This is a genomic window from Frigoribacterium sp. Leaf186 (genome assembly GCF_001423905.1).
Taxonomy (GTDB): domain Bacteria; phylum Actinomycetota; class Actinomycetes; order Actinomycetales; family Microbacteriaceae; genus Frigoribacterium.
The window spans coordinates 330,231-344,055 of record NZ_LMPQ01000001.1 but is presented as its reverse complement, the minus strand read 5'-3'; the positions used below and the strand labels follow the sequence as shown (position 1 = coordinate 344,055).

Genomic DNA, 13,825 nt, shown 5'->3' with positions numbered 1-13,825 from the left:
CGCACCGAGAGGACGACACCATGGCCGAGTTCTGGTTCAACACGAAGACGCACGAGGTCGAAGAGGGCAAGGTCTCACCGGCCGTCGACCGCGCCGGGCCGTACGCCACGCGCGACGAGGCCGCGCACGCCATCGAGACGATCAAGGCGCGCAACGCTGCCCTCGACGCCGAAGAGGCCGCCGACGACTGATCGGCTCGGCCGTCCCGTCGGCGGACCGCCGACGAGACGCCGGGGCCTCAGACCGTCGTCGGTCGGTAGGTGATCGGCAGGCGGCGGTCGCGACCGAAGGCCATGCCCGAGATCTTCGGACCGATCGCCCCCTGGCGGCGCTTCCACTCGGACCGGTCGACCAGCGTGGTGATCTCGGCCACGGTGTCGGCGTCGTAGCCGAGCGCGACGACGTCGGCCGCCCCGAGTGCGTTCGTGACGTAGCCCTCGAGGATGCCGTCGAGCACCTCGTAGGGCGGCAGCGAGTCCTCGTCCTTCTGGTCCGGACGCAACTCGGCCGACGGCGGCTTGGTGATCGAGTTCTCGGGGATCGGCGCCGTCTCACCGATCGACTCGGCATGGGCGTTGCGCCAGCGGGCGAGCTCCCAGACCATGGTCTTCGGGACGTCCTTGATCGGGGCGAACCCACCCACCGAGTCGCCGTAGATCGTCGAGTAGCCCACGGCCAGCTCGGTCTTGTTGCCGGTCGTCAGCACGAGGTGGCCGTGCAGGTTCGACAGGCCCATCAGCACGAGGGCCCTGGCCCGCGCCTGGACGTTCTCGGCGGCGAGGCCGGTGAGGTGCAGTTGCGTCTCGAAGGGCGCGACGAGGTCGGCGATCGGCTCCGTCGAGTACCGCACCCCGATCCGCTCGGCCACGTCGTCGGCGTCGCTGCGGCTGTGCTCGCTCGACCACCGACTCGGCATCGAGACGCCGTACACGGCGTCGGCCCCGATGGCGTCGGCGGCGATCGCTGCGCACACGGCCGAGTCGATGCCGCCCGACAGGCCGAGGATCACGCTGCGGAACCCGTTCTTGCGCACGTAGTCGCGGGTGCCGAGCACCAGGGCGTTCCAGAGCTGCTGGCGGTCGTCGGGCAGCTCGGCGACGTCCCGTCCGGGCTCGGTCGCGGGCTCGGACGAGGAGGCGCGGGTCGCGTCGACCGACGACGAGTCGCCACCCTGCCCGGTCGCGGCGCCGGCCGGCTCGAGCTCGACGCGGCGGATGCCCTCGGGCAACTCGGTGTCGGTGGCTGCCTCGGGGTCGAGGTCGACGACGAGCAGGTGCTCGTCGAACTGCGGGGCCCGGGCGAGGATCGTCCCGCTGCCGTCGACCACGACGCTGTCGCCGTCGAAGACGAGGTCGTCCTGGCCGCCCACGATGTTGACGTAGGCCACCAGGGTGTCGTTCTCGACGGCCCGGCGGGTCACGAGCGGGAGGCGCACCTCGTCCTTGTCGCGGACGAACGGGCTGGCGTTGATCACGACGAGCAGGCCGGCGTCGGCGTGCAGCACGCGTTCGACCGGGCCGCCGTCACGCCAGAGGTCCTCGCAGATCACGAGCGCGACGTCCACGCCCGCCACCCGGACGACCAAGAGTTCGTCACCGGGGATGAACACGCGGTACTCGTCGAAGACCGAGTAGTTCGGCAGGTGGTACTTGGCGGTGGTCGTGACGACACGCCCGCCCTGCAGCACGCTCGCGCAGTTCTGCGCGATGGCCGTCGGGGCGTTGCTCGTGCCGAGCAGCCGGGGCTCGAAGGGGCCGTCGGCGTGGCCGACGACGACGGGCAGGTCGCCCAGACCCTCGGCCTCGAGGGTCTCGGCGAGCACCTCGACGGCGTGCCGGCTGGCCTGGAGGAAGCTCGGCCGGCTGGCGAGGTCCTCGATCGGGTAGCCCGTGACGCTCATCTCGCCGGCGGCGAGCAGGTCGGCGCCCGAGGCGTGGGCCCGACGGGCCGCCTCGACGATCTGGGCGGAGTTGCCGGCGAGGTCGCCGACGACGGGGTTGGTCTGCGCGAGCGCCAAGCGGAGTCGGGGCATGTCCACTACCGTAGTGGCGGAGCAGAAAGGCCGTGGCATGGACAAACAGAGGGACTTCGTCCTCCGCACGATCGAAGAGCGCGGCATCAAGTTCATCCGCCTCTGGTTCACCGACGTGATCGGCACCCTCAAGTCCGTCGCCATCGCTCCGGCCGAGGTCGAGGGGGCCTTCGCCGAGGGCATCGGCTTCGACGGCTCGGCCATCGAGGGGCTCACCCGGTCGTACGAGGCCGACGTGCTCGCCCAGCCCGACCCGACGACCTTCCAGATCCTGCCCTGGCGGGGCGAGGTCGACCCGACCGCCCGCATGTTCTGCGACATCACGACGCCCGACGGCCAACCCGCCGTGGCCGACCCCCGCAACGTGCTCAAGCGCACCCTGGCCCGGGCCGGTGAGCGGGGCTTCACGTTCTACACGCACCCCGAGGTCGAGTTCTACCTCTTGAAGAGCGCACAGCTCGGCGCCGACGGCCCGCAGCCGGTCGACTCCGCCGGCTACTTCGACAACGTGCCCGGTGGCACCGCACACGACTTCCGCCGCCGCTCGGTGCGCATGCTCGAAGACCTCGGCATCTCGGTCGAGTTCAGCCACCACGAGGCCGGCCCCGGCCAGAACGAGATCGACCTCCGGTACGCCGACGCGTTGACGACGGCCGACAACATCATGACCTTCCGCACGGTCATCAAAGAGGTCGCCATCGAGCAGGGCGTCTTCGCCTCGTTCATGCCGAAGCCGTTCAGCCAGCACCCCGGCTCGGGCATGCACACGCACATGTCCTTGTTCGAGGGCGACTCCAACGCCTTCTACGAGGCCGGTGCCGAGTACCAGCTCTCGACGATCGGCCGCCAGTTCATCGCCGGCCTGCTCAAGCACGCTCCCGAGATCACGGCCGTCACGAACCAGTTCGTCAACAGCTACAAGCGCCTCTGGGGCGGCGACGAGGCACCGAGCTTCGTCACGTGGGGCCACAACAACCGCTCGGCCCTCGTGCGCGTCCCGTTGTACAAGCCGAACAAGGGCAACTCGAGTCGCGTCGAGTACCGGGCCATCGACTCCGCCGCCAACCCCTACCTGGCCTTCTCGCTCATGCTCGCGGCCGGTCTCAAGGGCATCGAAGAGGGATACGAGTTGCCGGCCGAGGCCGAAGACAACGTCTGGGGCCTGAGCGACGCCGAGCGTCGCGCCCTCGGGTACCGGCAGCTGCCGGCCAGCCTCGACCACGCCCTCTCGATCATGGAGAACAGCGAGCTCGTGGCCGAGACGCTCGGCGAGCAGGTCTTCAACTACGTCCTGCTCAACAAGCGCCAAGAGTGGAAAGAGTACCGAGCGCAGGTCACGCCGTTCGAGCTGCGCTCGAACCTCGAGATCCTCTGACGACCGGCCGGCCCGTCCCCATGCCCCGATCCGCGACCGGTCTCTCCGAGCTGGCGCGGCTCGGGTTCGACGACCTCGGGGGCGGTCGCGACCGGCTCGACCGCCTCGTGTCCGAGGTGCCGGGCATCCGCGACCTCGTCCCGTGGTTCGCCACCGTCGCCGACCCGGACGCCGCCCTGCGGCACCTCGAGAGATCGGTCGAGCGAGACCGTGCCGGCGTGGAGGCGCTGCTCGACGGCCAGGCCGGCCCGCGCCTCCTCAGGGTCTTGGGCGCATCGGAAGGGCTCGCCGAGTTTGTCGCGCGACGTCCGGCCGAGGCGGCGGTGCTGCTCGACCCCCTCGACGAGCCGCCGTCGGCCGAGGACTACCGTCTCGACGTCCGTCGGGCCGCCGAGGACTTGACCGGCGACGAGGCCCGGGTCGCCCTGCGCGTGCGGTACCGACGGCACCTGCTGCAGCTCGCCTCGTACGACCTCGAGGCCGACGACCCCGTCGAGGTGCTGCCCCGCGTCGCCGCCGCCCTGGCCGACCTCGCCGGCGCCGCACTCGACGCGGCCGTCGACGTCGCCCGGCGCGAGGTGCCGTTCCCCGCGGCCGACGTCGAACGCACCCGCCTCGCCGTCATCGGCATGGGCAAGGCCGGGGCACGCGAGTTGAACTACCTCAGCGACGTCGACGTGGTCTACGTCGCCGAGGGGGTCGACGGGCTCGAGAACGGTCGGGCCGTCGAGATCGGCAGCCGCCTCGCGATGCACGCGGCCCGGGCGATCTCGGATCTCGCCGTCGAGCCCGACCTGTGGGAGGTCGACGCGAACCTGCGCCCCGAGGGCAAGGACGGCGCCCTCGTCCGCACGCTCGAGTCGCACGTCGCCTACTACGACCGCTGGGCCAAGGGGTGGGAGTTCCAGGCCCTGCTGAAGGCGAGGCCGCTGGCGGGCGACGTCGAGCTCGGCGAGCGGTACGTCACGGCGATGGCCCCGTTCGTCTGGTCCGCCGCGTCCCGCGAGAACTTCGTCGAGTCGGTGCAGGCCATGCGCGAACGCGTCACGGCCTTGATCCCCGCCGACGAGGTCGACCGGCAGCTGAAGCTCGGTCCGGGTGGCCTGCGCGACATCGAGTTCACGATCCAACTGCTGCAGCTGGTGCACGGCCAGGCCGACGAGCGGGTGCACCAGCGCTCCACGTTGGACGCGCTCGGGGCCCTGGCCTCGCGCGGCTACGTCGGTCGCGCCGAGGCCGCCGAGTTCGACCGCGACTACCGTGTGCTGCGGTTGCTCGAGCACCGCATCCAGCTCACGCGACTGCGCCGCACGCACCTCATGCCGACGGACGAGAACGCCCTCCGCGTGCTCGCCCGCGGCACCGGCCTCGCGGCCGGCGCGACCCAGCTCGTCGACCTGTGGCAGGGGGTGAAGAGACGGGTGCGGACCCTCCACGTCCGGCTGTTCTACCGCCCTCTCCTGTCGGCGGTGGCCGCGCGACCCGAAGAGGACCTCGCCCTCAGCTCCGACCAGGCGACCGCGCGGCTCGCGGCCATCGGCTTCGCCGACCCGAAGGGTGCGCTCGGCCACATCGCGGCGTTGACCGCGGGCGTCTCCCGACGCGCCAACATCCAGCGGCACCTGCTGCCCGCCATGCTGCAGTGGTTCGCCGACGGCACCGACCCCGACCTCGGCCTGCTGGCGTTCCGGCGACTGAGCGACGGGTTGGGGGAGTCGTACTGGTTCCTCCGCATGCTGCGTGACTCGTCGGGGGCCGCTCACCGCCTGACGACGGTGCTGTCGTCGTCGACCTTCGCGGCCGACCTGCTCGAGCGCATCCCCGAGGCGGCGGCCTGGCTCGAGAACGACGTCGAACTGGCGGCGCGGCCCCTCGAGAGCCTGCTCGACGAGACGACGGCGACCCTCTCCCGCCACCGGTCGCCCGACGCGGCGGCAGCCGTGCTGCGTCAGGCCCGTCGACGGGAGATCCTCCGTCTCGCCGTCGGCGGCATCCTCGGCATCCTCGACATCGACGCGCTCGCGCGCGGGCTCACCGCGGTCACCACCGCGTCGGTCACCGGAGCCCTCGCCCTGGCCCGTCGCGGGGCCGGCGACCTCGAGTTCGCCGTCGTCGCGATGGGTCGTTACGGCGGGGGTGAGCTCGGCTTCGGCTCGGACGCCGACGTCCTCTACGTCTACCGCGCCCAGGACGGCGACGACACGGCGCACCGCCGGGCCCTCGCCGTGGCCGCCGAGATGAGCCGCCTCACCTCGGACGCCCTCGTGCCCTTCGACCTCGACACCGGGCTGCGCCCCGAGGGGAAGAACGGGCCGGTGGTCCGGTCGCTGGCGTCGTATCGCGCCTACTACGCCCGCTGGTCGCTCACCTGGGAGGCCCAGTCGTTGCTGCGAGCCCGACCCGTGGCCGGTGACCAGGCCCTGCTCGACGACTTCATGGCCGTCGCCGACACGGTGCGCTACCCGGCCGAGCTGACCGACCAACAGGTGCGCGAGGTCAAGCGCATCAAGGCCCGGGTCGAATCCGAGCGGTTGCCGAAGGGGGCCGAGCCCTCGAGGCACCTGAAGCTCGGACGGGGGTCCCTCAGCGACGTCGAGTGGTTCGTCCAGCTGCTGCAACTGCAGCACGCGGTCCGGGTGCCCGGCCTCCGGACGCCGTCGACGCTCGACGCGCTCTCCGCCGCCCGCGACGCGGGCCTCGTCTCGCCCGACGACGCGCAGCGCCTGCACGACGCGTGGATCATGGCGTCGCGAGCCCGCTCCGCCGTCACCCTCTGGACGTCGCGCACGCAGGACGTCCTGCCCCGCGATCGACGTCAGCTCGAGGGAGTGGCCCGGTTGATGGAGTACCCGCCCGGCTCCGCCACGTCACTCGAAGAGGACTACCTCGCCGCGACCCGGAGGTCGCGGGCGGTGTTCGAGAGGGAGTTCTACGGCCTGGAGGAGACACCCGAACCGCTCGGCTGACGCCTCCGCCGGACGCGACACGCCCGGGATGCGATCGCGCGTCGTTCTCGTTCCGGGGTACTTCGGTCCTTCCCCGGCGTACCCCGAACGGGTCGCCCGTACCCCGGGCCAGATGTCCGGGCTGTTTCGGGCAGATGGCCCGCGTGCGGGGTCCACCGCAGAGACGCCGTGACGCGTGCCCTGGGTGCCCAAAGGGAAACGACATGTCGAGCTCAGGGCATGATGCCCCTGAGCGGGCCTTTTGGCGGTGACTCGCGAGACGCGGCCCACGGCCCGGCCCTCTGGTGGCACCGTCACCGGGCGTGCGTCGATCGACGGGTTCCGTGTCGGCACTTCGGCCGACAGCAGCTCGACGGACCCGACGTACCCCGCCGTCACCCGTGGATGCCCCGCGCGCGGGGGGCGGTTGTGAGCGTCCCGTCCGTGACTGAGAATTCCCTCAACCCGATAGACCAGTTCCCCAGCGTTGTGGAAGCCGATCCCTTTCTCACACCTCAGGTGGCCATCGTGTTGACCTTCATCCTGCAACTCCGATCCATGGCCGGCGGATACCCCGAGATCTACCTCTTCGCCGCCTACAGCGCCCTCATCTGGGTGCTGTGGATCGTCAAAGTCCTGCTCTCGCGCCGCTACCGCCCTTTCACCGGCCAGTTCCGGGGCACCACCAGCGTCGTCGTCCCCGTGGTCGACGAGCCCCTCGACCTGTTCCGTGACGTCATCGGCCGCATGGTCGAGCAGCGTCCGGGCGAGATCATCGTCGTCATCAACGGCAAGCCCAACCCCGAGCTCGCCGCCGTGTGCGACGAGTTCGGCCCGCTCGTCCGGTGGGTGCACACGCCGATCCCGGGCAAGCGGAACGCCGTGATGATCGGCACCGAGCTGAGCCGCGGCGACATCACCGTCCTCGTCGACTCCGACACGGTCTGGACGCCCGGCACGCTGCCCGAGCTGTTGCGGCCCTTCGCCCAGGAGAACGTCGGGGGAGTCACCACCCGTCAGCGCATCCTCGAGCCCGAGCGCAGCTGGATCACCCGGTGGGCCGACTGGCTCGAGAACTCCCGCGCCCTCTACTCGATGCCCGCCCAGAGCGTGCTCGGCCAGATCGGCTGCCTGCCCGGCCGCACCATCGCGTTCCGGCGCGAGATCCTCGTCCGGGTCATGGACAAGTTCATGACCGAGAAGTTCATGGGCGTCTTCCTCGAGGTCAGCGACGACCGCACCCTGACGAACCTCACGCTCAAAGAGGGCTACCGCACCGTGTACCAGCACACGAGCCTCGTCTACACGGACGCCCCGTTGCAGGTCAAGAAGCTCTACAAGCAGCAGCTGCGCTGGGCTCGCGGCAGCCAGTACAACACCCTGCGCATGATGCCGTGGATGGTCGGGCACGCACCGCTGCTCGCGTTCTTCTTCGCGATGGACATCGTGCTGCCGTTCATGCTGATGGGTGTCATCGGTGGCTGGATCTACCGTGGCATCACGGGCCAGGGCGTCAACCTCTACCGGGGCATCCTCGAGGAGTACGGCGTCCAGACCGGCGTCATCGGCATCGTCGTGCTGATGGTGCTCTCGTCGGTGCTCAGCATGGCGATCCGCCAGATGCGCCACCTCGCCGAGAAGCCGTCGGACTTCTTCCGCCTGCCGGTGTTCATCATCGTGTCGACGTTCTTCCTCATGCCCATCCGGGTCATCGGCTTCTTCCGCATGGGTCACGCCAGCGGGTGGGGCACGAGGGCCGGCGCGTACGCAGGAGGCGCGGCGAACGACGAGATGCAGGGCGCGCTCGACGAGGTGGCCGACGAGGCCCCCATCGACGCCCTCGAGCGGCAGTTCCGTGACGGCGTCGACCCCGGCGTCGACACCCTCTTCGACTTCGGCTCCGCAGCCGACGAGACCGACGAGCGCGGTGCCGTCCTCGTGAGGAGCCGCAAGGCCGCTCTGGCCGCCGAGGCCGAGGCCGAGGAGGCCGGCGCGCCCACCTCGACGCCGGTCGCCGCCGTGGCGACCACCACCGCGCCTCCTCGACGCCGTCTCAACCCCAAAGCCGGATTCCCGTACCTGATCGGCGCCGCCATCATCGCCCTGGAGGTCTTCTTCATTGTCTGACTCGACTCAGGACTTCGTCACGCCGCTCCACATGCAGTCCGGCGCCTGGTGGGCGACCTCGCACGGCAACGCGCGCCGCACGGCACTCGGCGCGACCGCCGTGGTCGTGCTGCTCGCCATGATCTCGTGGCTCATCTGGATCTCACCGTCCGACAACGTCGTCCGCAGCGCCGTCACCGAGGTCACGGGCGTCGACCCGTCGATCAACGTCTCGTCGCTCAAGGCCGACCGGTCGGCCCTGCTCGACCAACTCGTCTCGGCGAAGAAGCAACTCGCCGAGAGCAAGGCGGCCCTGGCCGACGTCCAGCAGCAGGCCTGGACCTCCGAGGGGCAGCTGTCGGCGGCCCAGGCGAAGCTCTCTTCGGCCGAATCGGCCCTCGCCCAGGCCCAGTCCGCCGCCTCCTCGAGCGGTGGCGGGGCAGGCAGCGGCGCGGGCGGTGGCGCCGGCTCGGGCACCGCGGCGACGGCGTCCGGTGGTCGCGGTGGCGGCGCCTCCACCGGCACGGGCACCGGCTCGGGAGGCGGTGGCTCGAACGGATCGACCGGCGGTGGCACGATCGGCCCCGTGCCGGTCCGGACCCCGTCGCTGGCGTCCATCGTCGACCCCGAGTCGCGCTACTTCGGCCTCTTCACCGATCAGGCACCGTTCAACTGGGCGACCTACGACGCTCAGGAAGCGGCCGTCGGGTCCGAAGCCAACATGGTCGGCTACTTCCAGGGCTTCGACCAGGGCTTCCGGGCGGACGCCGTCCGGTCGTCGTGGTCGCGCGGCAAGCTGCCGGTGCTGACCTGGGAGTCACAGCCGATCAAGGCCGGCAACAACGAGCCCGAGCAGCCCGACTACAGCCTGTCGAAGATCATCGACGGCAGCTTCGACCAGTACCTCACCACCTACGCCGACGACATCGTGGCGAACGGCATGCCCCTGGCGCTCCGCTTCGACCACGAGATGAACGGCACCTGGTACCCCTGGAGCACCGACTACGGCAACAGCAAGGGCGCGGTGAACGGCAACGCGCCCGGTGACTTCGTGGCGGCCTGGCAGCACGTGCACGACCTCTTCGAACGCCAGGGGGCGAACGACCTGGTCGCCTGGGTCTGGGCGCCCACGCGCGTCGACCGCCTCGCGACGGGCAAGACGGGCGGCAGCAACCACACGGCGCAGGACTTCCTGGCCACCCTCTACCCGGGCGCCGACTACGTCGACATCGTGGGCATGTCGGGTTACTACCGCCCGCCCTACGACGACAAGTCGAAGCCCACCTTCGACAGCACGTTCGGGGCCACGCTCGCGCAGCTCCGGGCCGTGGCACCCGGCAAGAACATCCTGCTCGCCGAGATCGGCGCCAGCGAGACGGGCGGGTCGTCCGACCCCACCACGACCAGCGAGAAGGCCCAGTGGTTCGACTCGCTCTTCACCGCCCTCGCGGACCCGGCGAACGACGACATCATCGGCTTCTCGTACTTCGACCTGGTCGCCACGACCGTCGTCGACGGGGTCCGTTCCACGAACGACTGGCGCCTCACCTCCCGGTCGGACAGCCTCGCCGCCTTCACCGAGGGCATCACCCGTCGCGACATCGGCTACGACCTCGAGCCGGCGACATGACGGCCCTCCCCACCACCTCGCACCCCTCACGCACCTCCCTCACCCCCAGGAGCGCATCATGACGAACGACGCCACCACCTCTGACTCGGCCGCCCTCGAGCAGACCACCGCCAGCAGCCCGGTCAAGCCCCGAATCAGCGTCATCGGCACCGGTTACCTCGGGGCCACGCACGCCGCCGCCATGGCCGAGATGGGCTTCGACGTGATCGGGGTCGACACCGACCCCGCCAAGGTCGCCGCCCTGGCCGACGGCCGCGTGCCGTTCTTCGAGCCCGGCCTGCCCGAGCTGATCGTGAAGCACGTCGCCTCGGGTCGGCTGGCCTTCACGACCGACCTCGCCGAGGCCGTGGCCGTGTCGGACGTGCACTTCGTCTGCGTCGGCACGCCGCAGCGCCGGGGGAGCCACGCCGCGAACCTCTCCTACGTCGAGGAGGCCACCCGCAACGTGGCCGCCGCCCTCAGCCACGACGGCCTCATCGTCGGCAAGTCGACCGTCCCCGTCGGCACGGCCGCCCACCTGCGTGAGATCGTCGCCGGCGTGGTGCCGGCAGGCGTCACGGCCGACCTCGTCTGGAACCCCGAGTTCCTCCGCGAGGGTCACGCGGTCGAGGACACCCTGCGTCCCGACCGCATCGTGTTCGGCGGCACGGACGTCCGCACCGAGGCCGTCATGCGCACGGTCTACGCGATGCCGATCGCCACGGGGACGCCGGTCATCTCGTGCGACCTGCCCACCGCCGAGCTGGTCAAGGTCAGCGCCAACGCCTTCCTGGCGACCAAGATCTCGTTCATCAACGCCATCAGCGAGCTCTGCGAGGCCGCCGGCGCCAACGTGTCGACCCTGGCCGACGCGCTCGGCTTCGACGACCGCATCGGCCGCAAGTTCTTGAACGCCGGTCTCGGCTTCGGGGGAGGCTGCCTGCCGAAGGACATCCGCGCACTCATGTTCCGGGCGAACGAGTTGTCGGCGCACCGCGTCGTCGGGCTCATGCAGCAGGTCGACGAGATCAACATGGCCCAGCGTCAGCGGGTCATCGACCAGGCGATCGACGCCTGCGGCGGCTCGGTGCTCAACCGGCGCATCGCGGTGCTCGGTGCCGCGTTCAAGCCGCACACCGACGACGTCCGTGACTCGCCGGCGCTGAACGTGGCGGCCGCCCTGCACCTCCGGGGTGCGCAGGTGCTCGTGGTCGACCCCGAGGCGACGCAGACGGCCCAGCGCAGCTTCCCGACGCTGTCGTTCGCCGACTCGGCCGCCGAGGCCGTCACGGACGCCGACGCGGTGCTGCTGCTCACCGAGTGGCCCGAGTTCGTCGGGGCCGACGCGGCCGGGCTCGCCGAGCTCGCCGCGAACCCCGTGGTGATCGACGCACGCAACGTGCTCGACGCCGAGGTCTGGTCCGCCGCCGGGTGGGAGGTCCGTCCCCTGGGCGGCCGCCGCATCCCGGCCCAGCGCCGCGTGCTGGCGCCGACCGCCGTACCCGCCTGACCGGATCGTCGGGCACGGGCTGACGGGCCGCCTCCTGCGGGAGGCGGCCCGTCCTGCGTGCGCGACCCGCGCCTCCAGGGCGTCTGCAGCCCGGAGGAGGCGCGGGTCGCCTCGCCGAGGAGGCGCGGGTCGCCTCGCCGAGGACGCCCGCCCACCACAGGCGAGAGGCCCGCACCCCCGGGGGGATGCGGGCCTCTTGGCGATCGTCGCCGACGGGTCAGACGCCGAAGTACAGCTCGAACTCGAACGGGTGGGGACGCTGCGCCATGGGCAGGATCTCCTTCTCGCGCTTGTACGCGATCCAGGTCTCGATGAGGTCTTCCGTGAAGACGTTGCCCTTGGTCAGGAACTCGTGGTCGGCCTCGAGCGCGTCGAGCGCACCGTCGAGCGACGCGGGCACCTGCGGGATGTTCTTCGCTTCTTCCGGGGGCAGCTCGTACAGGTCCTTGTCGACCGGCTCGTGCGGCTCGATGCGGTTCTGGATGCCGTCGAGACCCGCCATCAGCTGTGCCGCGAACGCCAGGTAGGGGTTCGAGGCGGCGTCCGGCACGCGGAACTCGATGCGCTTGGCCTTGGGGTTCGTGCCCGTGATCGGGATGCGGATGGCCGCCGAGCGGTTGCCGGCCGAGTAGACCAGGTTCACGGGGGCCTCGAAGCCCGGGATCAACCGGTGGTACGAGTTGATCGAGGGGTTCGTGAACGCGAGCACGGCGGGGGCGTGCTTGAGCAGGCCACCGATGTACCACCGCGCGAGGTCGGAGAGCCCGCCGTAGCCGTTCTCGTCGTAGAACAGCGGCTTGCCGTCGTTCCAGAGCGACTGGTGCGTGTGCATGCCTGAGCCGTTGTCGCCGAACAGCGGCTTGGGCATGAAGGTCGCGACCTTGCCCCACTGCTCTGCGGTGTTCTTGACGATGTACTTGAACTTCAGGATGTCGTCCGCGGCGTGGACCATCGTGTCGAACTTGTAGTTGATCTCTTGCTGGCCGCCGGTGCCCACCTCGTGGTGCGCACGCTCGAGCTCGAGGCCCGAGTCGATCAGCTTGAGGCTGATGTCGTCGCGGAGGTCGGCGGTCTTGTCGACCGGGCTGACCGGGAAGTAGCCACCCTTGTAGGCGGTCTTGTTGGCGAGGTTGCCGCCCTCTTCGACGCGACCCGTGTTCCAGGCGCCCTCTTCGCTGTCGACGCTGTAGAAGCTCGCGTTCTGCTTCACCTCGTAGCGGACGTCGTCGAAGATGTAGAACTCGGCCTCGGGGGCGAAGAACGCGGTGTCGGCGATGCCGGTCGAGGCCAGGTACTTCTCGGCCTTCTTGGCCACCTGGCGCGGGTCACGGCTGTACAGCTCGCCGTTGCGCGGGTTGAAGATGTCGAAGACGAGGACGAGCGTGCGCTCGGCGCGGAACGGGTCGACGTACCCGGTCGTCACGTCGGGGATGAGCTGCATGTCGGACTCGTGGATGGAGGCGAAGCCCCGGATGGAGGACCCGTCGAAGAGCTGTCCGACGGAGAAGAACTCCTCGTCGACCGTGGAGGCGGGGATGTTGAAGTGCTGCTGGACACCGGGCAGATCGGTGAAGCGGATGTCAAGGAACTTGACGTCGGTGTCCTTGATGAACTTCAGCACCTCGGAAGAATCGGTGAACATCTAGATGTCTCTCCAATGAGCTGGGAACGGATCGGATGCGGGACGCAGCCTGCGACGAGGCTACGGAGGGGCCGTTTCGCTGCGGTGTCCCTCATGTTTCGGGCATGTTACGGCTCGGCCCCTCGGTAGGCTCGGGGCATGCCCGATCGCACCGCGCCTCCCTCCCGCCCCTCGGTCGGCGGTCCCGACGACGGGGCCCAGCGCTGGCCGGGCGAACGCCTCGGCCTGCCCGAGAAGGGTCCGCGGTCGGTGGCACGGCTCGGGCGACGAGTCGCCGGCCTCGCCGTCGACTGGGCGGTCGCCTACGCCGTCGCCGCCCTCTTCTTCGGCGGCGAGGGGCTCGCGATCACGGGCGTCTTCCTGCTGATGCAGGTGCTGTTCCTCGTGCTGTTCGGCGGGTCGCTCGGGCACCTCGCGGTGGGCCTGCGCCTCGTGCCGATGGCGGGCGGCCGCATCGGCGTCTGGCGGCCCGCGCTGCGATCCGCCCTGCTCGTCCTGGTGATCCCGGCCGTCGTCTGGGACCTCGACCAGCGGGGCCTGCACGACCGGGTCGCCGGCACGCTCCTCGTCCGCGTCTGACCAGGGACCTCGCCACGGACGACGACG

Annotated in this window: 9 protein-coding genes; 7 read left to right on the top strand and 2 right to left on the bottom strand. The window is 70.5% G+C overall.

Annotated elements, in window-relative coordinates:
• Nucleotides 1-20: 20 nt before the first annotated feature.
• Nucleotides 21-191 carry an SPOR domain-containing protein gene (locus ASG05_RS16100; protein WP_157490001.1) on the top strand — a complete coding sequence of 57 codons (171 nt, stop codon included), beginning with the start codon at nt 21-23 and terminating at the stop codon, nt 189-191.
• Nucleotides 192-238: 47 nt separating this feature from the next.
• On the opposite strand, the gene ASG05_RS01625 is transcribed toward ASG05_RS16100, so the two are convergent.
• Nucleotides 239-2,032, bottom strand: coding sequence for an NAD+ synthase (locus tag ASG05_RS01625; RefSeq protein WP_056256548.1), 1,794 nt, complete (start codon nt 2,030-2,032; stop codon nt 239-241).
• 37 nt (nt 2,033-2,069) lie between these two features.
• Between ASG05_RS01625 and ASG05_RS01620 the strand changes: the two genes are divergently transcribed.
• From ASG05_RS01620 to ASG05_RS01600, 5 genes are all read left to right on the top strand, one after another.
• Nucleotides 2,070-3,407 carry a glutamine synthetase family protein gene (locus tag ASG05_RS01620; protein WP_056256547.1) on the top strand — a complete coding sequence of 446 codons (1,338 nt, stop codon included), beginning with the start codon at nt 2,070-2,072 and terminating at the stop codon, nt 3,405-3,407.
• Between the two features lie 20 nt (nt 3,408-3,427).
• Nucleotides 3,428-6,373: a bifunctional [glutamine synthetase] adenylyltransferase/[glutamine synthetase]-adenylyl-L-tyrosine phosphorylase gene (locus tag ASG05_RS01615; RefSeq protein ID WP_056256545.1), complete on the top strand. Its 2,946-nt coding sequence runs from the start codon at nt 3,428-3,430 to the stop codon at nt 6,371-6,373.
• Nucleotides 6,374-6,880: 507 nt separating this feature from the next.
• Nucleotides 6,881-8,479, top strand: coding sequence for a glycosyltransferase family 2 protein (locus ASG05_RS01610; RefSeq protein WP_157490000.1), 1,599 nt, complete (start codon nt 6,881-6,883; stop codon nt 8,477-8,479).
• Nucleotides 8,472-10,088 (top strand): glycoside hydrolase family 26 protein, encoded by a 1,617-nt coding sequence (locus tag ASG05_RS01605; protein WP_157489999.1) that lies wholly within the window; start codon nt 8,472-8,474, stop codon nt 10,086-10,088. Before ASG05_RS01610 ends, ASG05_RS01605 begins: the two co-directional genes overlap by 8 nt.
• A 58-nt stretch (nt 10,089-10,146) precedes the next feature.
• The gene (locus ASG05_RS01600) at nt 10,147-11,577 is read left to right on the top strand and encodes a UDP-glucose/GDP-mannose dehydrogenase family protein (protein WP_082486209.1); all 1,431 of its coding nucleotides are present in this window, start codon (nt 10,147-10,149) and stop codon (nt 11,575-11,577) included.
• A 217-nt stretch (nt 11,578-11,794) separates the two neighbouring features.
• Here the strand turns inward: ASG05_RS01600 and glnA are convergent, their stop codons facing one another.
• Nucleotides 11,795-13,219, bottom strand: a complete 1,425-nt coding sequence (gene glnA, locus ASG05_RS01595; protein WP_056256541.1) for a type I glutamate--ammonia ligase — start codon at nt 13,217-13,219, stop codon at nt 11,795-11,797.
• A 138-nt stretch (nt 13,220-13,357) separates the two neighbouring features.
• Here glnA and ASG05_RS01590 point away from each other — a divergent pair, with 138 nt between their 5' ends.
• Nucleotides 13,358-13,798: an RDD family protein gene (locus tag ASG05_RS01590; RefSeq protein ID WP_056256538.1), complete on the top strand. Its 441-nt coding sequence runs from the start codon at nt 13,358-13,360 to the stop codon at nt 13,796-13,798.
• Nucleotides 13,799-13,825: the final 27 nt, after the last annotated feature.

Excerpts from the sequence above, each read along its gene's own strand:
- ASG05_RS01625 (WP_056256548.1), bottom strand. The coding sequence starts at position 2,032 with ATGCCCCGACTCCGCTTGGCGCTCGCGCAGACCAACCCCGTCGTCGGC.
- ASG05_RS16100 (WP_157490001.1), top strand. The coding sequence starts at position 21 with ATGGCCGAGTTCTGGTTCAACACGAAGACGCACGAGGTCGAAGAGGGC.
- glnA (WP_056256541.1), bottom strand. The coding sequence starts at position 13,219 with ATGTTCACCGATTCTTCCGAGGTGCTGAAGTTCATCAAGGACACCGAC.
- ASG05_RS01590 (WP_056256538.1), top strand. The coding sequence starts at position 13,358 with ATGCCCGATCGCACCGCGCCTCCCTCCCGCCCCTCGGTCGGCGGTCCC.
- ASG05_RS01600 (WP_082486209.1), top strand. The coding sequence starts at position 10,147 with ATGACGAACGACGCCACCACCTCTGACTCGGCCGCCCTCGAGCAGACC.
- ASG05_RS01615 (WP_056256545.1), top strand. The coding sequence starts at position 3,428 with ATGCCCCGATCCGCGACCGGTCTCTCCGAGCTGGCGCGGCTCGGGTTC.
- ASG05_RS01620 (WP_056256547.1), top strand. The coding sequence starts at position 2,070 with ATGGACAAACAGAGGGACTTCGTCCTCCGCACGATCGAAGAGCGCGGC.